Below are 21655 nucleotides of genomic sequence, written 5' to 3' on the forward strand. Positions count from 1 at the left end.
ATTAGTTGGAGGATAATTCCAGCACTTCAATACCCGCTGGGGTGTAATGCCAACGCAGGTCGAAGTCGTACAAGCGCATCGCATACACCCGCCCTTGCGGTTGCCCCTGTTGGTAAGAAGGCCGGGGATCTTGACTTAAAATTTGCTCGACTAAACGGCGCATATTGGTTTGCCAACGGGCTTGCTGCTGCTCACATTGCGCACTCGCCAACGCGCTAAAACTCACCGCTTGCATTGCTGGCGGTGTCTCTTGCGCAAAACCTGCGCTGGCTTGCGAAAGCGCGTCAGCATACGGCAAGTACGGTTTAATATCCAATACCGGCGTACCATCCAGCAAATCCGCCCCTGTCAACACCAAGCTGATAGTACGCCCCTGCACCTGAATGGCGGATAACTTCGCCACCGACAACCCCAATGGATTCGGGCGAAAAGTCGAGCGCGTCGCAAACACCCCCAGCCGCGCATTACCCCCCAAACGCGGCGGACGCACTGTCGGTTTCCAACCCTGATCGTGGGTAGCGTGGAACACAAAAATCACCCAAACGTGCGAAAACTGCTCCAAACCGCGCACCGTTTCTGGCTGATTATAGGGCGGCAATAGGGTGAGTGTGGCTTGCGCTTCGGTGACTAAACCCGGCTGACGGGGGATACCGAATTTTTCTTTGTAGGGGGAGGAAATGATGCCGATGGGATTAAATATTAAATCGCTGTAGGTAATTTCGGGTTTGGGTTCCAACATCAGCACACCTCCATAAGTAGTGCTGATTGTAACGGAGCAGGGCGGAAAAATCGCGCTTAGGCAGCGTTTCCGTGGTGTAACCCAAATTGCACCCGAAAATCAGTCGCCTTCACCGTGGGTATGAGTTTACCTGACTGTTTACGCAGCTCCACCACCCCGTAACGCTCCAATGTTTTCAAGGTGCGCGAAAGATTGGGTTTTTTGCGGTGTGCGAGCTGTTCCAACTCAGTAAGCGAAGCTGGCTTGTGACGGATAATGACATCTAACAATACTTGATTTTCGTCACTCAGCACTTGCGCCATTGACTTCAATGACTCAAACCAAATTTTAGGTTCATCGGGTGAGGGTATATATTCGCCTTTGGCAATCGCGATGGTACGACGCACATAATCCTGCCGTGACATAACGCCGACATTTAAAACTTTAGCTACCATCATTCTTCTCCCATCATCTCACTGACATCTTGCCAGAAATCCTCCAAAAGCTGCGCCGCACTTTCAAACTCATAAGGCTCAACGATTTTACGCTGGTGCTTATGATCCCAAGTTTGACGTTTAGCACCGTATTTTTTGCGCTGAGGTTTTATTCCATGCGCATTGTCATAGCCCAATATTCTGACATTATGACGGTCATGCAAGGTGAGTGAATAACGGATACCGTGTGGCATATGCTCATTGGGAACTACTTGCCAAGCTTCTATTTTTGTCCACCAACCGTTATCCATAGGAAATATTTCATCATGCAATAACAGTAAGGTTTCCAAACCACTATTAGCATCTCCCGACTCACTCACCACCTACTCCCGTCATTGTCGTTATGATTAGATGATAACAAGAAAAGTTCTGCGATGCACTCCCAAAAAATTACCGTCCGTCCCACAAAACCATCAACGCTGCAAACCCGGCAATTTACGCAGTTTCATTTTGCGACCCTTAGCGTCATACGCGCTCCAAACACCCTGAGTTGGACAATGCGCTAATTTCGCCAAATTGATAAATGTGCCGTTAGGCTGCTTGGCGTAAACATAAGCCAAATCCACGCCCCCCCCATTGATCTGGAGTTCCCAGTAATCCTGATCCAACCCCGTGGTACTGGCAGGCAACGCATTCACCACAGAACTCGCCGCAGCCACACTGTCTTTTGCCGGAAACAAGGTATCACCGCACGGCTCACAAAAATTCACGAACGCCTTACCAGCGGGCAAATACGCAGCGGCTGCCTGCGCCTGCTTTTGGGTAACGTAAGCGCACTGATCCGCCAATGCGGCGACCGGGCTAAACAATAAAGCCACGACACCTGCGGTTAACAATATTGGTTTCATCACACTATTCTCCTTCGTTTCAACACCTTCAGATTACGCCGAAGAGCGGCAACACAATAGGAAAAAAGTCACACAACCCTTGCGAATTATTGCCCACGCAACCGCCCCCATAACATGCCCAATTCCTCATGGACGACTCGCTGTGCCTCCAAAAAACCTTTGTGTGAAGGGAACACGTCAGTGGGACTAAATCCGGTATTGTCTTGCGCCAAATAATGTGTAGGCGCGGGCAATACCCCAACCCCCGCACGCTCGAACAAACCTATCGAACGCGGCATGTGTGATGCTGATGTCACTAATACTACCCGTTCATTACCCACCATTGTCCGAATCAGCTTTGCCTGCGTTTCGGTGTCCGGTGATTCCATATCCAGTACAATATCCGCTGGATTCACCCCCAATCCAATCGCCAATGCCTGCATTGCATCAGCATCGGAACCGTAACCAAACACACTACCGCCCGATACCAATAACTTTGCCCCCGGCATTTGCCGATAGAGCCGCACCCCTTCCACCAATCGCGCCAAGGATGCATCCGACAAGCGCGTCGCCAGCGGTAACGCAGCATCCGATGACGTGCCACCACCCAAAACCACTACCCACTTTAACCCTGCCAAATTACTGGCATCCACGACCGGTGGATATTCGCGCTCTAAAGTCTTAAGTGCCGGAGAAAATCCCCAGCCATAACCTAACGCCAGCAACAACATAACACCCATTGTCACCAACGCTTTACCCAAGAGCTGCCGCCGTGAAAACCACAGCAATAACAGCCCAACAACCAACAGCAGCACCGTCAAACTTAATGGCATCAGACTGTTTGTTAACAACTTTTTAAAAAGAAACATTACAAACTTCCCGCGCCAATAGGCTGTAACTCGCGCAAATCTTCGCCACCCAGCACAAACGCTTGTCCAAAGCCCATCACGAAGCGTCCCACCTGCGGTTGCAAACGAAACAACACGAAATCTCCCAAGCCGCGCAATACCCCGACCACTTCGCCGAAACGCGCCTGTAACGCATCTAGCAGTGTCGGAAATTCCGTCGCATCACGCGCAATGACGCTGGCGTGACAACTGTAGGAAACGCGGGTTCGGGCAAAAATTTGGCGGGTCGCTTGCTCATCTGCAATCAGCAGCACGGCAGCGGTAGGATGACGCAGCAAATCGTGGGTATGAGTCGCCAAACCGCTGATGAAAATCACGAAACCACCCGTTTCATCCTGCACAAACGGGGCGTAACTGATACTTGGCTCGCCCTCGGCATTTAACGTAGCCAATTGCAGGCTTTGGGTGTGCGTCAACAAGTGGCTTAACACCTGCTGTGGGGATTTGTCCATGATGTTGTCCTCTTATCGAATCGCCGCGCAGTTTATCTGCTTTATTTTGCATCCCGTCAGCAAACCGCTGATGATTGAATGCAAACTTTCCGCTGTTTTACCACTCTATAAAGCATAACAACAAATCGGAGGAGATGAGTGATGGTAAAGAATTTTCTAACTTCATTGGTCGGGCAATTACTGCTGGTCTTATTAGGCTTGGCGGTGATTTCCGCGTGCAGCCTTGAAGCCAACACCAAACCGCACGCCACCTTAAATTTGAACGGCACACAATGGCAGTTAAAAACCCTTAACGGAGCAACGATCAATGCCGAACGCCCGCTTTCCATCAGTTTTGACGGCAATCGTATGAACGGTTACGCAGGCTGCAATAGTTTCTTTGGCAGTTACAACGCCAGCCGCGACGGGGTGTTTGGTACAGGAGCCATCGGCGCGACTAAAATGGCGTGCATGGGTGAGCGCGATCAACTGGAACGCGATTACTTGGAGCGTTTAGCGCAAGCCAAATCTTATGCGGTTAACCGTGATCAACTGCAATTACTGGACGCACAACGTAAAGTCTTGCTGTCATTTATCAGCGCACCAGCGACTAAACGCCTATGAAATCAGTGCGTCTCTTGCCAGTCTTGTTGCTGAGTTTTTCGGTGTTACTCACCACCGGCAACAACCACGCAAACCCCAACGCACCAACAAAAACGCCTGCACACAGGGCAGGCGTTTTGCAGAACGTGTCGGCTTGATGGCTTAACTTTCCGCCATCAGCTTTTCGTATTTCAGTTGAAGCTGGTCTTTAGTCTCAGGGTGAGTTGGGTCAAGCGGAATGCAATCCACCGGACACACCGACACGCACTGTGGCTCGTCGTAGTGCCCTACGCATTCAGTGCAACGCTTAGGGTCAATTACATAAATCTCATCACCCGCAGAAATTGCGTTATTCGGGCACTCCGGCTCGCAAACATCACAGTTAATGCACTCGTCAGTAATCATCAATGCCATAAAAAGTTCCTCTCAAATCTTATTCCGCGTGATTCTATCAGGCTGATTGGGAGCATAACATTAACTTCTATCAATATTACAATTCCCCAGTTTTTTGCCCGATACCACGTTCGGTACGGATGTGTGAAATCCGCCCCTGCAAGGCTTTCAACACGTGCGGTGCAACAAAACGCCCCACATCGCCGTGTAAAATCGCAACTTCCTTCACCAATGTGGAAGAAATAAACGCGAAACTTTCACCGGGCATCAGGAACACCGACTCCACTTCCGGGGCAAGGCTACGGTTCATGCTCGCCAGTTGAAATTCAAATTCAAAGTCCGACACCGCCCGCATTCCGCGAATCAACACTTTCGCATTTTGTTTGCGGGCAAAATCCACCAGCAAACCTTCAAAACCGGCGACACGCACATCCGTCAGCCCTTGCTCAAGCAATTCCTGCTGAATCATAGCAACCCGTTCTTCCAACGAAAACAACGGTTTCTTTTTTGGATTGGAAGCCACGCCCACAACGACATGCGCACACAAATTACGCGCACGCTTAATGAGATCAAGATGACCTTTGGTAATGGGATCAAACGTTCCGGGATAGACTGCGGTAATTTCCATAAATAACGCCACATAAGTTAAGGACTTAAGACAACCTGACGCAAAAACGCGCCCGACGATGGACTCCTAGCCATTAATTTGTAACACTTTATTGTGCGATGCACAATATCCTATCCGCAGTAAATCACTTAGGTATCGCGGCGTGGTACAAGCTGCACCAACACAAACAACGCGCTGGCAACCACCACAATGCTAGGGCCGGTTGGCGTATCCCATTGCAGCGAGGTTCCCACGCCACCCAAGAGTGCTAATGCTCCCAACACCACGGCAAATATCGCCATTTGTTCCGGGGTTCGGGCAAATCGCCGCGCCGCTGCCGCCGGAATAATCAACAATGCCGTCAACAATAATACGCCCACCACTTTCATTGCCACCGCTACCATTAACGCGACTAACACCATATAAGCCGCGCTAACCCACCACACGCGCACCCCTTCGACCTGCGCCAATTCCGCGTGTACTGCAATTGCCAGCAATGGTCGCCACAAAAACACCATAGCAACAACGACTAGCAAAGCCATGCCCCACGTTAACCCAATATCAGTGCGGGTCACGGCTAAAATATCGCCGAATAAATACCCCATTAAATCCACCCGCACATCCGGTAAAAACGTCAATGCCACCGTTCCCAGTGCCAACGCGCTGTGCCCGATAATACTCAACACCGTATCGCTGCCGAGTGCCGGGGTGTGTTGCACATACAGCATTAATAACGCCGCCAACACGCACACCGCCACAATCCAAGCGTTGACATTCATCCCCGTCATTAAGCCCAAGGCCACGCCCAGCAAAGCCGAATGCGCCAACGTGTCACCAAAATACGCCATGCGCCGCCACAGCAAGAATACCCCCAGCACCCCGCCCATCAGCACCACCGCGAAACCTGCTAATAACGCCCGTACAATAAAATCATCCATGCTTGCACCCTTGCTCATGCAGCGGTAACACGCAACCGTGCATATCGTGTTGGTGATCGTGATGGTGGGTGTAAATGCCCAAACCTGCCGCTGGTAAACCGCCAAACAAACGTAAATATTCCGGGTGACGCGACACCGATTCGGGCTTACCAGAGCAACAAATATGGCGGTTCAAACACAACACCTGATCGCTTGCCGCCATGACCAAATGCAAATCGTGCGACACCATTAACACCCCGTAGTTATGGGTTTGTTTCAAACGATTCACCAATTGGTAAAGCTCGCTTAAACCGCTCACATCCACACCCTGCCCCGGCTCGTCCAGCACCAACATTTGCGGCTGGTTGAGCAACGCCCGCGCCAGCAATACCCGCTGCCATTCGCCCCCAGACAACGATTGCACCGCCTGCCCCAATAACGGCGATACCCCCACTTCTTCCGCGCATTGCTCAATAGCAGCGCGACTAGCTTGCTGCGGGGTTAAGCTCAAAAAGCGGGCGACGGTTAACGGTAATAAGGGGTCAACTTGAAACTTTTGCGGCACATAACCAATGCGTAACCCCGGCATTCGCCAGACTGTGCCTTGCGCGGGTTTTTGCAAACCCAGCAATACCCGCAATAAGCTGGATTTCCCTGCGCCGTTAGGGCCAATCACCGTAATGACCTGTTGTGGGTACACTTCGAGGCTGACATCATGCAAAATCACACGCTGCCCGAAACTCAAGCCAATATGCGCCAGTTTTGCCAGTATTGTGGTAGACATAGCCTGCTAATGTTTTAAAGAGTGAAAAAATGCTGCGTATTCTAACGGTATTCCTGTTGTTGTGTGTTCCTGTTTTGCAATCGTGCCAACGAGAAACAGCCAGCAAACCCCTAGTCGTCAGCACTATCAAGCCGGTACAAGCACTGGTTTACGCCGTCGCCGGAGGGGATCAGGGAGCGATTGCGTTACACCAATTATTACCCGATGGCGCATCGCCGCACCATTACGCCCTTAAACCATCAGATCGCCGCCTGCTTGAACAGGCCAGCGCGGTTTTTTACGTGGGCGAGGGTTTGGAAAATTTCTTAAGTAAATCGTTAAGCAATTTAGCACCTGACACCCAGCGGGTCGCGTTAGCTCAAGCACAAGGCATCCAGCACTTACACGCCCGCCGCAAAGCAGAAACCGCGCACGATGATGGACACGAAACCCATAAAGATGGGGAAGATTGGCATGTGTGGCTTAACCCGGTTAATGCCATTGCCATGACGCACCAGATTGCACAGACGTTAAGCGAAATTGACCCGCCCAATCGTGAACTTTACCAGCGTAATGCGGCATTGTTAGTACAGCAGATTAACGCCACCGACGAACGCATTAAAGCGCAATTAGCAGCGGTAAAAACACGGCCTTACCTCGCTTTTCACGACGCATGGCAACATTTTGATACCCACTATGAACTGAAATTTGCCGGAGCGGTAACACTGGATGTATCGCGCCTGCCCGGTGCGCGGCATGTGCAAGACATTCGCAACCTCATCACTGAACGTCAGGCGGTGTGCCTGTTTCAAGAACCGCAATTCCCCCCCGCTTTGGTAAAAACCTTGGCGGAAGGTACGGATTTGCGGATTGGGGAACTCGACCCACTGGGCATGAAAATTCCGCTAAACGCAGACACTTACCCCGCTTTATTGCAAAGCGCGGCTGACAGTTTCACCCAATGCTTGAGTCAATAATTCGGCGTGCATCCCATTAAAAATTCGCACCTGATTAACTTGATATGACTGTTCGCCGTTATACAGCACCAGTGCATCCGGCAGACAGTCAGGTGAAGCTGCCCGAAAGTTTTCAATGCCTTTGAGGAAGTCGGTGGAAAAAGTTGCAGAGGATTTGATTTCAACGGGTAGTAAACCACCCCGCTGACGAATGAGTAAATCCACTTCATTTCCTTGAGAGTCACGGTAAAAATACAATTCGGGGCGCAATCCTCGATTCAAATGGGCTTTAAGGATTTCGATAATCATCAGATTTTCGTATAAATTGCCGCGTAACGGGTCACGCGCCACCTGTTCAGCGGATTGAATACCGAGAAGGAAAGTAGCCAATCCCGTATCAGTAAAATACAGCTTGGGTGATTTGACCACACGTTTACGGATATTGGCGAAAAAAGGCGGCAACTCAAACAGAATATAAGAAGCTTTCAGCACGCTAATCCACTGCTGGATCGTGGTAGCAGAAACCCCCACATCATTAGCAAGTGCCGCGTAATTCACCACTTGCCCAACACGCCCCGCCAGCAACACTAAAAACTGCTGGAAACGGCTGAGGTCTTTGACGTTTAAAATAGCTCGTACATCGCGCTCTACGTAGGTTTGCAAGTAGCCGTTAAAAAAGCGATTAGGCTGCAATTGTTGGCTATGCAAACGCGGAAAAGCTCCTTGGTAAATGAGATCAAAAGCATTCCAAACGGTTTTAATCTATTGTAACTCTTCCCGCGCCAGCGGTAATAGCGTTAATAACGCAGTGCGCCCTGCCAGTGACTGGCTAACCGCCATGTGCAAATCCGGTTGATGGCTACCTGTCAGGATGAACATACCGGGTTGCTGGGTTTTATCGACGATACCTTGGATGTAGGATAACAACAGTGGCAAACGCTGAATTTCGTCCAGAATCGCACCGTTTGGCATTTGCCCAAGGAACCCACGCGGATCAGTTTCTGCGGCTAGGCGCGTATCAGGATCTTCCAGTAGGTAATAAGGCTTATCCGGGAAACACTGTTGAGTCAGCACGGTTTTACCGGATTGGCGTGGCCCGAATACGGTGACAACCGGATACTCCCTACTGCTTTCCAGCAACTCAGGAACGATACTGCGCTTTATCATGGGACAGTTTTCAACTAATTAACTTGTAGAATCACAAGCTTAGACAATGCCATTGCAAATCACAAGTTCAACCTTGGATTTGCAATGGCACACCCTAACCCGTGATACCCAAACCGCTTAACACCGAGTCGCGGCGGCTTTCACGCAAAACCCCACTGATGTATTCATAACGCAGACTGCTCGCCGCGTAGTGCGGGCGGTACATATTCACGCGAAAGCTACTGCCACCGCGTAGCATCACCACATTACGGTCGCGCATTTTTAATTGCGCATTGGCTCCGCGTACCGTGTACACCACGTCATCGGCGTACACTGGATCGCCGCGTTTGAGAATCCGTGCTTCTTCATCAGCACCTTTAGCCGTTACTTTTCCACGCTTGGAAAGTACAACGCCCGCCTGCTCACGTCCTGTTGCTGGCATAAATCAACTCCCTTTAGATTTAGATCACCGTGCAATACCCTGTATTAAGCATAGTTCACCTTGCAGCTTCTGCGCGAAATCCCCCTGCGCAGCAGATCAACTGCGTAAACGTCCCGTCGAATGGCATATTTTGGAATTCATGCCATACTCTGTGCTATCAAATTGGAGAAGGCATTATGTTTTCAGACATCCCGCTCTTTGAAAAACTTACCCCAGCACAAATTGAACACCTGCTGACGCTGACCCACGACTTCCACTACGCCAAAAACAGCGTGATTCTTACCCAAGGCGAGCGCAGCAATTCGCTTTATCTGATTATAGAAGGCCGCCTAAAAGTGTATGCCACCGATGCCGACGGTCGCCAAACCCTGTTGGCATTTCTCAATGCCGGGGACTTTTTCGGAGAACTCAGTCTGCTGGATGACGAACCGCGTTCCGCCTCGGTAATGACTGTCGCCAAAAGCCACTTATTGTGTTTGACCCAAGATGCTTTTAAGCGTTTTGTGGAAGCGTACCCCGAACAATTGCTGCCGATGTTGCGGGTATTGGCGCGACGCTTACGCGCACTGGATGACACCATTCGCTCCTTATCGACGCTGGATGTTTACGGGCGCGTGGCGCGGGTATTGCTCAGCGAAGCCGAGTCCCACGAGCAGCAACACCAAACCACGCCGCGTTTAACCCATCAAGACATTGCAGAAATGGTGGGTTCGTCACGCGAAATGGTTAGCCGGATTTTGAGCGATTTACGCAAAGGCGGTTACATTCGCATTGAAAACAAACAAATTAAAATCGAAAAAAAGCTGCCTCCACGTTGGTAATCGCACTCCACCCGGCGATTGCGTAAAGTTTCGCGTCGCCGTTTTCACAAATCTGTGCCACATTTAAAGCGTGATGTGGCAGAAATACCGAGAACATACCCCCGAAATCCTCATCGGCTTGCTGTTTAGTATTGTGTTAATCGTGGCATTGGCAACCCCACCCAACCCGATTGCACACGTACTGGAACGCGCCGAAATGGCACTTTACGACCTGCGCTTGCGGCTGGGTGAAGGCTTCGTGGCTGAACCAAACACCCCGATTGTCATTATCGACATTGACGAATTAAGCCAAAAACAAGAAGGCCGCTGGCCTTGGACTCGCGATCGGGTCGTCACCTTAATTGAACGCATCGGCGCCAAAGAACCCGCCGTGATTGTGCTCGACGTGCTCTTTGGCTTAACCGAACCGCAGCCCGTGGAAACAGCCCCCAGCAGTCAATGCACAGCGGATTACTGCCCAATCACCTCACGCATTACCGACGAAGATCGCCAACTAGCCGCCACATTTGCCAAATACGATGTTGTGTCCGGCTTTTTGTTTCATTCGGGAAAATTCGTCACAGGCGCATTGCCCGCCACAGCCAAACCCCAGCCAGATGACGTGTTGAACTTTCAAGAACCCACGGGTTACGCCACGAACCCACCACTGCTTCAGCAAGCCAGCAAAGCGGAAGGTTTCATCAACACCTATTTAGGTGACGATGGCATGGCGCGACGTTTACCGCTTTTCCAAGCTTACGACGATTTTTTGTATCCATCCTTGGCTTTAGCGGCGGCACAACGCTTTTTGATGGAAAAAGACTGGCAACTGCACACCGCCAGCATGGCTGGTCAAACCTTTTACGCGGGTATTAGCGTCGGCAACAAAAACATTCCAACGGATCAGGCGGGTAATATTTTAATCCCGTTTAACGCGGGTAAAGCACCCTTTTCGGTCATTTCAGCGACCAATATTATGCGCAACACTGACAATACCCTCGACAGTCTCGAAGGGGCTATTGTCATCGTGGGGGCATCTGCCATCTTGCTGGGCGACTTGAAAACAACGCCGATACAAACTGAAATGCCGGGAACGTTTATTCACGCCTATGCCATCAACGGTTTGCTCAACCCCGGTATGCTGTTGCACGAACCAGCGTGGGGGCTTACTGCTGAATTGCTGCTGTTAGGCGCGATCGCTTTATTGACCTTATTGATGTATCCGCAATGTGGCCCGCGTCAATTGCTCATTGGCGGCACGTTTTTCGCACTGATCATCACCGTAGCTAATGTATGGGTATGGCGCGAACAACAGATTCGCTTGGATTTATTACCCAGCTTAGTGTTGATTGTATTTTTGACCGGCTTATTTGTTATTTACGATCTGTTGCGCGAAAACCGCACACGCCACCAGTTACAATACCTATTCGGGCAATACGTGCCGCCTGCACACATCAGCCGTATTCTGGAGCAACCGCAGGCCATTACCTTCGCCGGGGAAAAACGCGAAATGAGCGTGCTGTTTGCTGACTTGCACGAATTCACTTCAATTGCGGAACGCCTTGATACCCAAACGCTGAAACATTTACTCAACAGCTATCTGAATGCCGCCACCGAAGTTATTTTCCACAATAGCGGCACAATTGATAAATACATCGGCGATATGGTCATGGCGTTTTGGAACGCACCGTTACGCGAACCGCATCATGCCCGCCAAGCGGTATTATGTGCGATGGGTTTACGCAAAATGCTCACCGACAAAGCCGACGAATTCCGCCAGTTCGGGATTACCCCGCTACAACTCGGCATCGGCATTAATACCGGGGAAATGAACGTCGGTGACATGGGATCCGACCACCGCCGCGCTTATACAGTGCTGGGCGATGCGGTCAATTTAGCGGCACGGATTGAATCCCTCACGCGCTTTTACGCGGTGGATATTCTGGTCAGTGAACACACCGCCGCGCAATGCCAAGGCATCACCTTCCGCACCATTGACCGGGTACGGGTTAAAGGCAAACGCGAAACCGTGCTACTGTATCAACCGCTGGGCTTAATTGCTGAACTTTCCCCGGCATTGCAACGCCTGCACGAATTACACGAGCGTGCGATGCGCTGTTACTGGTGTCGCGACTGGGAACACGCCTCGAAACTGTTTGCACGCATTTTGATTGAATCGCCCGATGAACATATCGCGGGGATGTATTTACAACGGATTGCCGCACTTATTCCGCAAAGCTTGCCGGATTCGTGGGATGGGGTTTATGAGCATCGGCGGAAGTAGTTGCTGTCTTGCTTGGCGGCTATGCATTCCAAGGCGTGCAAATAGCAATAAATTTAGACTTCTTTTCAAGGATGTTAAGAACTTGGGGCGTAACGTGCCTGATCTTCGTGAATCGTATTCCCCTGCAATGCATAAGGGCTGATCAGCCTCACACCGGGAATACCATTGAAATCATCAACATTGGTAGTCAGGATGCTATAACCCTGCACCAACGCCGTCGCCGCAATTTGCAGGTCATGCACATTCAAATTACTACGCAGCTGTTGCCCCAAGGCTTGCGCATACAACTCAGCGTAGGTGCGTGCCACTTCGGTATCAAAATCCAGCACCGGAATGGTGTTAAGGATGCTTTCGGCATAGGTATGCCGGTGCATGTATTCCTCCGGGGTTTTGGCAAGCTTAACCCCAGCAAGCAGTTCTGATACCGTGATCGCCGCAATAAACACTGGTTCGGTTTGCAATACCGGGATTGCCCCCAATTCCAGCCGTCCGTTTTCAGCATCAATGAAAACGTTGGTGTCGATGATTAATCCCATGCTGATGTCGGCAATGTTGCCGCCTCACGGATGGTGCGCAGGTCTTGGCTGAAGGCGCGTTTTTCTTCCTGACTGAGACTATGGCGTTTTAATAACCTATCCAAGTCTGCCAAGGTTGCGCCATTGCTAATCACGGGAACAAGCTGGGCAACGTCTTGATTGCCGCGCGTAATGATCAGGCGGGAGCGGGATACGCGCACCTGATCAATGGCGGAAGCGAGATTCCGCGCCAGTTCGGTGGCGGAAATCCGGGGGGTGAGCAAATTTGCCATCGCATTACCTCAAATACTGATTATTTGTATAATACATAAAGTATATATTTCATATCAAGCACTCGCCAATGACAGAGCTTGATCACTCGTATCAAAACACACCCCTAAAATCATGGTGACCACATGAAAAGACACCCCTAAAATCATACTAACTGTGGATTTGTGCTATAGTGATGACCTCATCACCTGACTGAGGCAAGCCTTTATGCAACGCCAACAGCTACAATTCCTGACCCGCTGGTTACACAATAAAAACCGCAAACCGTTGATTATTCGGGGAGCACGACAAGTCGGAAAATCCACTTTGGTGCAATTATTCGCCGCGCAGCAAGACATGACCTTGATGACCGCCAATCTGGAACGCTACCCAACCTTGGCAAGCACGTTTGCCAGCAATGACCCGGAACAAATCCTGCAACAAATCGAAGCCTTACCGCGTATGCCCGCCGTCAATGAATCGGCATTGCTATTTCTGGACGAGCTTCAGGCTGTACCGGAAGCCATCCCTGCCCTGCGTTACTTCTACGAAGACCACCCGCAATTGCCACTCGTGTGTGCAGGTTCACTGCTGGAATTTGTATTGGCTGCACACCAGTTTTCGATGCCAGTAGGCAGGGTGCAATACCTACACATGGGGCCGATGACCTTTTCCGAGTTCTTGCTGGCATTGGGTGAAGACAAGCTGTATCAAGTGGTGACGGAATACCAACCGAGCGACGAGATCGGTGAAGTAGCACATCAACGGCTGTTGCAACTGTTGCGCAGCTACTATTTCGTGGGCGGAATGCCGGAAGCGGTCGCCGCATTTGCGGAAACACGCAGCTACCAATCAGTGAGTGACGTTCATAACTCGATTATTGAAACCTACCGTGACGATTTCCCCAAGTACGGCAAAAACCGTGACCAGAACCGGATGCTGGATGTTTTTAACTTCGCCGCTCGTAACGTGGGTGTAAAAGTTAAATACAGCAATATCTCGCGGGAAGATCAGAGTGCTGTCCTCAAAAAAGATCTGGAATTGTTGTGCATGGCGCGGGTCATCAGCAAGGTCGTTCACAGCCATTGTTCAGGATTGCCGCTACAAGCCAGCCTTGAAGAAAAGGTTTACAAACTGCTGTTTTTGGATGTTGGTTTGATGAATGCCATTTGCGGCCTCAATTGGCGCACGCTGTCCCAATTCGATGACCTCAAGCTGGTCAACGAAGGGGCGATTGCCGAACAGTTCGTCGGTCAACACTTGCAGGCATTGCTGGCGGAATCACCCAATCGGGAATTGACTTACTGGCTGCGGGAAGGCCGCTCTGCCAATGCCGAACTGGATTTTGTGGTGGCACTAGAGGGGCAAATTATCCCGGTTGAAGTCAAGGCGGGCGCAAGTGGCAGCATGAAATCACTGCACCAGTTTATGGCGGAGAAACAAGCACCGTTTGCCGTGCGGTTTGATGCGGGTTTGCCTGCGGTCAGTACCGTCAATGCGGTGGTGAACAGCGATAATCAGCGCAAGGATGTTAGTTACAAGCTGGTGTCGTTGCCCTTGTATTTGGTGGAACGCCTAGGTGTCGTGAGCAGTGCATCCGCATTCAGCCCAAGCCATTAACGGTCATGATGAACCCCGCACCATTAAAGTGCTGACACTATTTACGAAAAACCCCAAAAAACCGCATTATTTCCCATGTGCGCTTGCAACATTGTCGACATTTATTGATAATCCACCACTTCTAGCGTCTGCTTAGGGTGCGGGCGCATTTCCCCTCAAGAGCGTTGTTGCAGCACATGAAAATCACAAAAGGTCTGGATTTGCCCATTACGGGTAAGCCGGAACAAGCGGTTTATGCACACCCTGCCCCCCAGACGGTTGCCGTGTTGGGGCGTGACTTCCACGACTTGCGCCCTGCTTTGCAAGTTCAGGAAGGGGATCGGGTAAAACGTGGACAAGTTCTGTTCACTGACCGCAAGAGTCCGGGCGTTAATTTCACTTCACCGGGCGGCGGTGTCATCAAAGCGATTAACCGTGGGGCGAAGCGGGTGCTGAACTCGGTCGTCATTCAGTTGGATGCGCAGGAAGAGGCGGTCAGTTTCCCCGCTTATTCCCCTGAGCAATTGTCGACACTGGATGCGGATACCATCCGCCAACAATTGCTGGATTCCGGGCAGTGGATTGCGTTCCGTACCCGGCCTTACAGCAAAGTCCCTAAAGCGGACAGCATTCCCTCCTCTATTTTCGTGACCGCGATTGATACCTACGCGATGGCAGCCGCCCCCTTGATCGTGATTAACGAACAGGCAGAAGCGTTTCGCAGTGGTTTGCAAGTCATTGCCAAACTCGCGCCGCAAGTGTTTGTTAATCATGCGGAAGGGGCGACGATACCGCGTGTTGAAGCCAACCACATCCGTTACAACGGTTGGTCGGGGCCGCACCCGGCGGGTTTACCCGGTACGCACATCCACTTCCTTGATCCGGTCAGCGAACACAAAACCGTGTGGCACATCGGCTATCAGGATGTGATTGCGATTGGCAAGCTCTTCACCACCGGCACGCTGTATGTGGAACGCATTATTTCGCTGGCAGGCCCGACGGTATTAAAGCCGCGCTTGCTGCGTACCCGTTTGGGCGCAAGCACCGATGACATTGTGGAAGGGCAACTCGATTGCCAGCAATGCCGCGTGATTGCCGGTTCGTTGCTGGCAGGTTTCCGCGCAGCGGGTTGGAGTGCGTATCTGGGGCGTTACACCGTGCAAGTCGCGGTGATTGCCGAAGGGCAGCCGCGTTTGTTCCTGCATTGGTTGAACCCGTTGCTCAAGCAGTTTTCCATCCTCAATGTGTTTTTGCGCCCGGATGTGCGGCACGCCAGTTTTGCGATGACAACCACGCAACACGGCAGTCACCGCGCGATGGTGCCGATTGGCAATTACGAGGCAATCATGCCGCTGGATATTTTGCCGACGCAATTGCTGCGTTCCTTGCTGGTACGCGACACGGTAATGGCGCAACAACTCGGCGCGTTGGAACTCGATGAAGATGACCTCGCCCTGTGTACTTTCGTGTGTCACAGCAAATACGAATACGGCCCCGCGTTACGCGACTGCCTGCGAATGCTGGAAAAGGGGGAATAAGCGATGACGGATAAATTACGCCGCCTGCTCGACAAGGTTGAGCCGAAATTTGCCAAAGGCGGCAAATATCACAAGTATTACGGCCTGTTTGAAATGGTCGATACGCTGCTGTACAGCCCACCCAACCGCACCATCGGCGCACCGCATGTGCGCGACGCGCTCGATCTGAAGCGGGTCATGGGCTATGTGTGGCTGGCAACCTTCCCCGTGATGTTCATGGCGTGTTTCAACACCGGCTATCAGGCGAATCTGGCGATGCAAGGCATGGGGCTGGAACACGCGGAAGGCTGGCGCGGCACGATCATGGACATGATTGGCTACGACCCGAAAAGCTTTTTCGATAACTTTTTCCACGGCTTGCTGTATTTCCTACCCGTTTACATGACCACGTTTATTGTGGGTGGGATTGCGGAAGTGGTGTTCGCGCTGGTGCGTGGGCATGAAGTCAACGAAGGTTTCTTTGTCACCTCCATCTTGTATTCACTGGTAATGCCGCCGGATATTCCGTTGTGGATGGTGGGCTTGGGCATTTTGTTCGGGGTGATTATTGGCAAGGAAGTGTTTGGCGGTACGGGTAAAAACTTCATCAACCCGGCACTGGCGGGGCGGGCGTTCCTGTTCTTTGCGTACCCCGCGTTTATGTCCGGCGATGCGGTGTGGGTAGCGGTTGACGGTTATTCCGGCGCAACCACGTTGTCTGCGGCAGCGGCGGGTGGAATGCAGGCGGTAACAGTGAGCTGGTGGGATGCGTTTATCGGGCTGGAACCCGGTTCTTTGGGCGAAACCTCAACGCTGGCAATCCTGATTGGCGGGGCATTTTTGCTGTTCACCAAGATTGCGAGCTGGCGCATTGTGTCGGGTGTGATGTTCGGCATGGTCATGATGACGATTTTGCTGAATACCATTGGTAGCGATACCAACCCGATGTTTGCGATGCCTTGGTATTGGCATTTGGTCACGGGTGGCTTTGCGTTCGGGATGATTTTCATGGCGACTGATCCGGTAACAGCGGCGCATACCGACACCGGGCGGTGGTGGTACGGCGTGCTGATTGGGGTGATGGTCATCCTGATTCGGGTGGTGAATCCGGCGTTCCCCGAAGGCATGATGCTGGCGATTTTGTTTGCGAATATGTTCGCGCCGCTGATGGATTACGGGGTGATGAAAGCCAACATCAAACGCCGCCTGAAGCGTCAAGCAGCCAATGCGGGGGCTAAATCATGAAACTCGTGCGTCAATTTTTAGATTTACCCAACGACAGCAAAGTGAAAACCTACGGGGTAGCGTTGCTGTTGTGTCTGGTGTGTTCGGTCGCCGTTTCCGCCGCAGCCGTGGCCTTAAAGCCGGTGCAGGACGAAAACAAGTTGCTGGACAAGAAAAAGAACATTCTGCAAATCGCCGGGCTGGATCAACCCGGTAAATCCGTCGATGAAGCTTTCAAACAAATCGAAGCCAAAGTGGTGGATTTGCAAACCGGCGACTACGTATCCGGCATTGACCCCAATACCTTCGATGCACGTGCCGCCTCGGTTGACCCCAAGCAAAACCTGGTACTGACCAAAGAACAGGACATTGCCTCGATCAAACGCCGCGCCAAATACGCCACGGTGTATCTGGTGAAAGACCCGCAAGGCAAGGTGGAAAAACTGATTTTGCCGATTCACGGCTACGGTTTGTGGTCGACCTTATACGGTTTCCTTGCCCTCAAAGGCGATGCGAACACTGTGGTGGGCATGGGTTTCTACGAACATGCTGAAACGCCCGGTTTGGGTGGCGAAGTCGACAACCCCGCCTGGAAAGCTTTGTGGAAAGACAAGCAAGTGTTCAACAGCGATGGTCAAGTTGCCTTGCGCGTCATGAAAGGTGCAGCCCCGGCGGGCGACCCGAAAGCGGTGCATGAAATCGACGCATTGTCCGGCGCAACCCTAACCAGCCGGGGCGTGGATAACCTTGTGCATTTCTGGATGGGTGAAAACGGCTTTGGTTCTTACCTGCAAAAATTCCGTACCAACTCTCAGGGAGGTGGCGTATGAGCCCCGAAGCCCGCAAAGTATTAACCAGTCCGCTGATCGGCAATAACCCGATTACGCTGCAAATTCTGGGTATCTGTTCCGCCTTGGCAGTGACCAGCTCCATGAAAACCGCGCTGCTGATGGCCGTCGGTTTGACCACGGTAACAGCGTTTTCCAATGCCTTTATCAGTGCGGTGCGTAATCACACGCCCGGTAGCATTCGCATTATTGTGCAAATGACCATCATCGCTTCCTTGGTTATCGTGGTCGATCAGTTAATGAAAGCCTATGCGTTCAGTACCGCAAAACAGCTTTCGGTGTTCGTCGGTTTGATCATTACCAACTGTATCGTGATGGGGCGGGCGGAAGCCTATGCCATGCAAAATCCGCCGGGAATCAGTTTCCTTGACGGGATAGGCAATGGCTTGGGCTACAGCATTATCTTGGTAGGTGTGGCATTTGTGCGTGAATTGTTTGGCGCAGGTTCGTTGTTCGGTTACGAAATACTGACACTAACCAAACACGATGGTTGGTATACGCCCAACAGTTTGCTGCTATTGCCGCCGAGTGCGTTCTTCCTGATTGGGCTGCTGATCTGGATGATCCGCACCAAATACCCGGAACAGCAGGAAGTCCACGACTTCAAGATTCATGAGAAACACGGCTTGGGGAATCGCTGATATGGAAGCCTTATTAAGTCTTTTCGTTAAGTCTGTTTTCATTGAAAACATGGCACTGACGTTCTTTTTGGGGATGTGTACGTTTATCGCCATTTCCAAAAAGATCGAAACGGCAGTGGGTTTGGGAATTGCAGTGGTGATTGTTCAAGCGATTACCATGCCTGCCAATAACCTGATTTTGAACGTATTCCTCAAGGAAAATGCCTTGCTGCAAGGTGTGGATCTGCGTTTTCTGGGCTTGATCAGCTACATCGCCATCATTGCGGCGATTGTGCAGGTGCTGGAAATGGCGATGGATAAATTCGTGCCATCGTTGTATCAGGCACTGGGGATTTACTTGCCACTGATTACGGTCAACTGCGCGATTCTGGGCGGTACGCTGTTCATGGTCGAGCGGGATTATACTTTCACCGAAAGCGTGGTCTACGGTTTCGGCAGCGGTTTTAGCTGGATGCTGGCCATTGTAGTGCTGGCGGGTGTACGCGAACGCCTGAAATACAGCGATGTCCCCGCCGGTTTACAAGGGTTGGGGATAATTTTTATTACAGTCGGGCTGATGTCGTTGGGCTTTATGTCCTTCTCCGGCATTCAGTTATAAGGGGTAACACGCAATGACAACCGTTATGTTGGGCGTAGCCCTGTTTACCCTGATGATTATTGGCTTGGTATACGGCATTTTGTTTGCGCGTTCCAAACTGGTGGCAACGGGCGATATTCGCATTCTGGTAAATGGCGAAAAAGAACTGATCGTGAAACCCGGCACGAAATTGCTGGGCGCATTAGCGGAAAAAGGCTTGTTCGTGTCGTCTGCCTGTGGCGGCGGTGGTACGTGTGCTCAATGCCGCGTAAAAGTGCTGGAAGGCGGCGGTACGTTACTGGCGACTGAGGAAGGCCACATTAACCGCCGTCAAGCAGCCGAAGGTGAACGTTTAGCCTGCCAGGTTGCCGTCAAGCAGGACATGAAAATCGAAGTGCCTGAAGACGTATTCGGCGTGAAAAAGTGGGAATGCACAGTGCGTTCCAATGACAATAAAGCCACCTTCATCAAGGAATTGGTGGTGGAATTGCCAAAGGGCGAAAAAATCGACTTCCGTGCCGGGGGTTATATTCAGATCGAATGCCCGCCGCACGATTTGAAGTATTCCAGCTTTGATATTCCACCCAAGTTCCGCGACGATTGGGACAAATACAAGCTGTGGGATATTGAATCGCATGTCGAAGAACCGGTATTGCGTGCTTATTCAATGGCAAGTTACCCCGAAGAAGACGACATTGTGATGCTCAATGTGCGCATTGCGACCCCGCCACCGGGTAAGAATGATCTGCCACCGGGCAAAATGTCGTCGTTCATTTTCAACCTCAAACCGGGTGATAAAGTCACGGTTTCAGGGCCTTACGGTGAATTCTTTGCACGCAAGACGGATAATGAAATGGTGTTTATCGGCGGTGGCGCGGGCATGGCTCCGATGCGTTCGCACATTTACGACCAGCTACGCCGCTTGAAAAGTAAGCGCAAAATGTCATTCTGGTACGGTGCACGGAGTTTGCGGGAAGCGTTTTACGTGGATGAATTTGATACGTTAGCGGCAGAAAATCCAAACTTTACTTGGCACATGGGTTTATCAGAACCGCAGCCTGAAGATAATTGGACGGGATACGTCGGATTTATTCACGATGTACTTTATAAAAATTATTTAAAGGATCACTCCGCACCGGAAGAGTGCGAATATTATTTATGTGGGCCGCCAATGATGAATGCCGCAGTCGTAAGGATGCTATTGGATATTGGCGTGGAAAAAGAAAATATTTTGCTGGATGATTTTGGCGGTTAGCACTTTTTTAGTGCAAATAATTGATTCTTATCGGAAAGAGCGGGGTGGAAAGCCCACCCCGAACCGCTAGGAGGAAATGGGCTAGTTGCCTAACCCGTGCTAATACTAACGCAAAATTCGCAAACGTGAAATGTTTTTGCAGTGCAGCATGATAATATTCCAAATTACTAAGATTAACGGTTAAATACCCATGAAAGTTTTTCTATTAACATTTCTTATCTTTGGGTTGGCAATCATTGGACTTGCGATTGGCTGGCTGCTCAATAATCGTAGCTTAAAAGGAAGCTGTGGCGGTTTATCTGGCATTCCGGGCATAGAAAAAAGCGATTGTTCCTGTTCTAATCCTTGTGAGAAGCGTCAACGCCAACTTGCACAACAACAAGCCTCACGTAAGCAGGCATAAAAGACCCGAAAACACTGGCAGGAGGAGCCAACCATGTCGAAGATTTCTTTATCAGTACGCCATTACATGTCCAACCGACTGGCGACCTTGCACGAAAACCAAGACATCCGCGAAGTCGTCACCATTTTTACCGAACGCAACCTGTTTGGTGGTGCGGTAGTCGATAACCTCGGCAATCTGGTGGGCATTCTATCTGTCACCGACTGCATTGATGCCGCGTTACGCGCAGGCTATCACTCCGGCTGGCGTGGCACTGTGGGTGAACGTATGTCGCGGGATATTCGCACCGTGGATGCGGAAGATAATATTCTCGACGTGGCAAAAATGTTCATGGACGACCATTACCGCCGATACCCCGTGCTGGATGATAACCGCGTGGTAGGTGTGGTTACGCGCTTAGACGTGCTCAAAGCCCTGTGTAAAATCCGTGAGTCCGGTTTTGCTGTCTAATTTCGCTTACAGCATCACACCGCAAAACGTGACATAATCCGGCGTTTTCAGCTTAACCCTGTAACGT

General features: G+C 51.1%; 28 protein-coding genes. 13 read left to right on the forward strand and 15 right to left on the reverse strand.

Annotated features, from left to right (window positions below; genetic code table 11):
• Position 1: 1 nt before the first annotated feature.
• The 6 genes from tsaA to J9260_RS13850 form a co-directional block, all read right to left on the reverse strand.
• Positions 2 to 739 (reverse strand): tRNA (N6-threonylcarbamoyladenosine(37)-N6)-methyltransferase TrmO, encoded by a 738-nt coding sequence (gene tsaA, locus J9260_RS13825; RefSeq protein ID WP_210218306.1) that lies wholly within the window; start codon positions 737 to 739, stop codon positions 2 to 4.
• Positions 740 to 795: 56 nt separating this feature from the next.
• Positions 796 to 1173 carry an HVO_A0114 family putative DNA-binding protein gene (locus J9260_RS13830; RefSeq protein ID WP_210218307.1) on the reverse strand — a complete coding sequence of 126 codons (378 nt, stop codon included), beginning with the start codon at positions 1171 to 1173 and terminating at the stop codon, positions 796 to 798.
• Positions 1173 to 1532, reverse strand: a complete 360-nt coding sequence (locus tag J9260_RS13835) for a toxin-antitoxin system TumE family protein (RefSeq protein ID WP_210218308.1) — start codon at positions 1530 to 1532, stop codon at positions 1173 to 1175. The genes J9260_RS13830 and J9260_RS13835 overlap by 1 nt, the downstream gene beginning before the upstream one ends.
• A 93-nt stretch (positions 1533 to 1625) precedes the next feature.
• The gene (locus J9260_RS13840; RefSeq protein ID WP_210218309.1) at positions 1626 to 2060 is read right to left on the reverse strand and encodes a hypothetical protein; all 435 of its coding nucleotides are present in this window, start codon (positions 2058 to 2060) and stop codon (positions 1626 to 1628) included.
• Between the two features lie 86 nt (positions 2061 to 2146).
• Positions 2147 to 2908: a YdcF family protein gene (locus J9260_RS13845; RefSeq protein ID WP_210218310.1), complete on the reverse strand. Its 762-nt coding sequence runs from the start codon at positions 2906 to 2908 to the stop codon at positions 2147 to 2149.
• Positions 2908 to 3399, reverse strand: coding sequence for a HugZ family pyridoxamine 5'-phosphate oxidase (locus tag J9260_RS13850; RefSeq protein ID WP_210218311.1), 492 nt, complete (start codon positions 3397 to 3399; stop codon positions 2908 to 2910). Before J9260_RS13850 ends, J9260_RS13845 begins: the two co-directional genes overlap by 1 nt.
• Positions 3400 to 3540: 141 nt before the next feature.
• Between J9260_RS13850 and J9260_RS13855 the strand changes: the two genes are divergently transcribed.
• A complete protein-coding gene (locus tag J9260_RS13855; protein WP_210218312.1) occupies positions 3541 to 4002 on the forward strand; it encodes an META domain-containing protein in 462 nt (153 codons plus the stop codon).
• A gap of 141 nt (positions 4003 to 4143) precedes the next feature.
• Here J9260_RS13855 and J9260_RS13860 read toward each other — a convergent pair whose 3' ends face one another.
• From J9260_RS13860 to znuC, 4 genes are all read right to left on the reverse strand, one after another.
• Positions 4144 to 4395 (reverse strand): YfhL family 4Fe-4S dicluster ferredoxin, encoded by a 252-nt coding sequence (locus tag J9260_RS13860; protein WP_210218313.1) that lies wholly within the window; start codon positions 4393 to 4395, stop codon positions 4144 to 4146.
• A 76-nt stretch (positions 4396 to 4471) separates the two neighbouring features.
• Positions 4472 to 5002 carry a pantetheine-phosphate adenylyltransferase gene (coaD, locus tag J9260_RS13865; RefSeq protein ID WP_210218314.1) on the reverse strand — a complete coding sequence of 177 codons (531 nt, stop codon included), beginning with the start codon at positions 5000 to 5002 and terminating at the stop codon, positions 4472 to 4474.
• Between the two features lie 128 nt (positions 5003 to 5130).
• A complete protein-coding gene (locus tag J9260_RS13870; protein ID WP_210218315.1) occupies positions 5131 to 5919 on the reverse strand; it encodes a metal ABC transporter permease in 789 nt (262 codons plus the stop codon).
• Positions 5912 to 6682: a zinc ABC transporter ATP-binding protein ZnuC gene (znuC, locus tag J9260_RS13875; RefSeq protein WP_210218316.1), complete on the reverse strand. Its 771-nt coding sequence runs from the start codon at positions 6680 to 6682 to the stop codon at positions 5912 to 5914. Before znuC ends, J9260_RS13870 begins: the two co-directional genes overlap by 8 nt.
• A 29-nt stretch (positions 6683 to 6711) precedes the next feature.
• On the opposite strand from znuC, the gene J9260_RS13880 reads away from it, so the two are divergent.
• The gene (locus J9260_RS13880) at positions 6712 to 7638 is read left to right on the forward strand and encodes a zinc ABC transporter substrate-binding protein (RefSeq protein ID WP_210218317.1); all 927 of its coding nucleotides are present in this window, start codon (positions 6712 to 6714) and stop codon (positions 7636 to 7638) included.
• Here J9260_RS13880 and J9260_RS13885 read toward each other — a convergent pair.
• The 3 genes from J9260_RS13885 to J9260_RS13895 all read right to left on the reverse strand — a co-directional run bounded on the left by J9260_RS13885 (position 7591) and on the right by J9260_RS13895 (position 9205).
• The gene (locus J9260_RS13885) at positions 7591 to 8325 is read right to left on the reverse strand and encodes an ATP-binding protein (protein WP_210218318.1); all 735 of its coding nucleotides are present in this window, start codon (positions 8323 to 8325) and stop codon (positions 7591 to 7593) included. The genes J9260_RS13880 and J9260_RS13885 overlap by 48 nt on opposite strands.
• Before the next feature lie 54 nt (positions 8326 to 8379).
• Positions 8380 to 8784: an AAA family ATPase gene (locus J9260_RS13890; protein WP_210218319.1), complete on the reverse strand. Its 405-nt coding sequence runs from the start codon at positions 8782 to 8784 to the stop codon at positions 8380 to 8382.
• Positions 8785 to 8878: 94 nt separating this feature from the next.
• The gene (locus J9260_RS13895; protein WP_210218320.1) at positions 8879 to 9205 is read right to left on the reverse strand and encodes a FecR family protein; all 327 of its coding nucleotides are present in this window, start codon (positions 9203 to 9205) and stop codon (positions 8879 to 8881) included.
• Between the two features lie 176 nt (positions 9206 to 9381).
• Between J9260_RS13895 and J9260_RS13900 the strand changes: the two genes are divergently transcribed.
• Together J9260_RS13900 and J9260_RS13905 are read left to right on the forward strand one after the other, a co-directional pair.
• Positions 9382 to 10026, forward strand: a complete 645-nt coding sequence (locus tag J9260_RS13900; protein ID WP_210218321.1) for a Crp/Fnr family transcriptional regulator — start codon at positions 9382 to 9384, stop codon at positions 10024 to 10026.
• Positions 10027 to 10099: 73 nt separating this feature from the next.
• Positions 10100 to 12289 (forward strand): CHASE2 domain-containing protein, encoded by a 2190-nt coding sequence (locus tag J9260_RS13905; protein ID WP_210218322.1) that lies wholly within the window; start codon positions 10100 to 10102, stop codon positions 12287 to 12289.
• A 74-nt stretch (positions 12290 to 12363) separates the two neighbouring features.
• Here J9260_RS13905 and J9260_RS13910 read toward each other — a convergent pair whose 3' ends face one another.
• Positions 12364 to 12825: a type II toxin-antitoxin system VapC family toxin gene (locus J9260_RS13910; protein WP_210218323.1), complete on the reverse strand. Its 462-nt coding sequence runs from the start codon at positions 12823 to 12825 to the stop codon at positions 12364 to 12366.
• Complete coding sequence (locus J9260_RS13915; RefSeq protein ID WP_093066346.1) at positions 12816 to 13097, reverse strand: type II toxin-antitoxin system Phd/YefM family antitoxin; 282 nt, start codon at positions 13095 to 13097, stop codon at positions 12816 to 12818. The genes J9260_RS13910 and J9260_RS13915 overlap by 10 nt, the downstream gene beginning before the upstream one ends.
• A 205-nt stretch (positions 13098 to 13302) precedes the next feature.
• Between J9260_RS13915 and J9260_RS13920 the strand changes: the two genes are divergently transcribed.
• From J9260_RS13920 to J9260_RS13960, 9 genes are all read left to right on the forward strand, one after another.
• Positions 13303 to 14694 (forward strand): ATP-binding protein, encoded by a 1392-nt coding sequence (locus J9260_RS13920; RefSeq protein ID WP_210218324.1) that lies wholly within the window; start codon positions 13303 to 13305, stop codon positions 14692 to 14694.
• 176 nt (positions 14695 to 14870) lie between these two features.
• The gene (locus J9260_RS13925) at positions 14871 to 16211 is read left to right on the forward strand and encodes a Na(+)-translocating NADH-quinone reductase subunit A (protein ID WP_210218325.1); all 1341 of its coding nucleotides are present in this window, start codon (positions 14871 to 14873) and stop codon (positions 16209 to 16211) included.
• A gap of 3 nt (positions 16212 to 16214) precedes the next feature.
• The gene (locus tag J9260_RS13930) at positions 16215 to 17435 is read left to right on the forward strand and encodes an NADH:ubiquinone reductase (Na(+)-transporting) subunit B (protein ID WP_210218326.1); all 1221 of its coding nucleotides are present in this window, start codon (positions 16215 to 16217) and stop codon (positions 17433 to 17435) included.
• Positions 17432 to 18244: a Na(+)-translocating NADH-quinone reductase subunit C gene (locus tag J9260_RS13935; RefSeq protein WP_210218327.1), complete on the forward strand. Its 813-nt coding sequence runs from the start codon at positions 17432 to 17434 to the stop codon at positions 18242 to 18244. Before J9260_RS13930 ends, J9260_RS13935 begins: the two co-directional genes overlap by 4 nt.
• Entirely contained in the window at positions 18241 to 18903 is a 663-nt protein-coding gene (locus tag J9260_RS13940; protein WP_210218328.1) for an NADH:ubiquinone reductase (Na(+)-transporting) subunit D, read from the forward strand. Before J9260_RS13935 ends, J9260_RS13940 begins: the two co-directional genes overlap by 4 nt.
• Before the next feature lies 1 nt (position 18904).
• Positions 18905 to 19501: an NADH:ubiquinone reductase (Na(+)-transporting) subunit E gene (gene nqrE / locus J9260_RS13945; protein ID WP_210218329.1), complete on the forward strand. Its 597-nt coding sequence runs from the start codon at positions 18905 to 18907 to the stop codon at positions 19499 to 19501.
• Positions 19502 to 19514: 13 nt separating this feature from the next.
• The gene (gene nqrF / locus J9260_RS13950; RefSeq protein ID WP_210218330.1) at positions 19515 to 20735 is read left to right on the forward strand and encodes an NADH:ubiquinone reductase (Na(+)-transporting) subunit F; all 1221 of its coding nucleotides are present in this window, start codon (positions 19515 to 19517) and stop codon (positions 20733 to 20735) included.
• Between the two features lie 190 nt (positions 20736 to 20925).
• Entirely contained in the window at positions 20926 to 21138 is a 213-nt protein-coding gene (gene nqrM, locus J9260_RS13955) for a (Na+)-NQR maturation NqrM (protein ID WP_210218331.1), read from the forward strand.
• Between the two features lie 33 nt (positions 21139 to 21171).
• Positions 21172 to 21588, forward strand: coding sequence for a CBS domain-containing protein (locus tag J9260_RS13960; RefSeq protein WP_210218332.1), 417 nt, complete (start codon positions 21172 to 21174; stop codon positions 21586 to 21588).
• The last annotated feature ends 67 nt before the right edge of the window (positions 21589 to 21655 follow it).

Origin of the sequence: Thiothrix unzii, assembly GCF_017901175.1 — a bacterium.
Taxonomy (GTDB): Bacteria; Pseudomonadota; Gammaproteobacteria; order Thiotrichales; family Thiotrichaceae; genus Thiothrix; species Thiothrix unzii.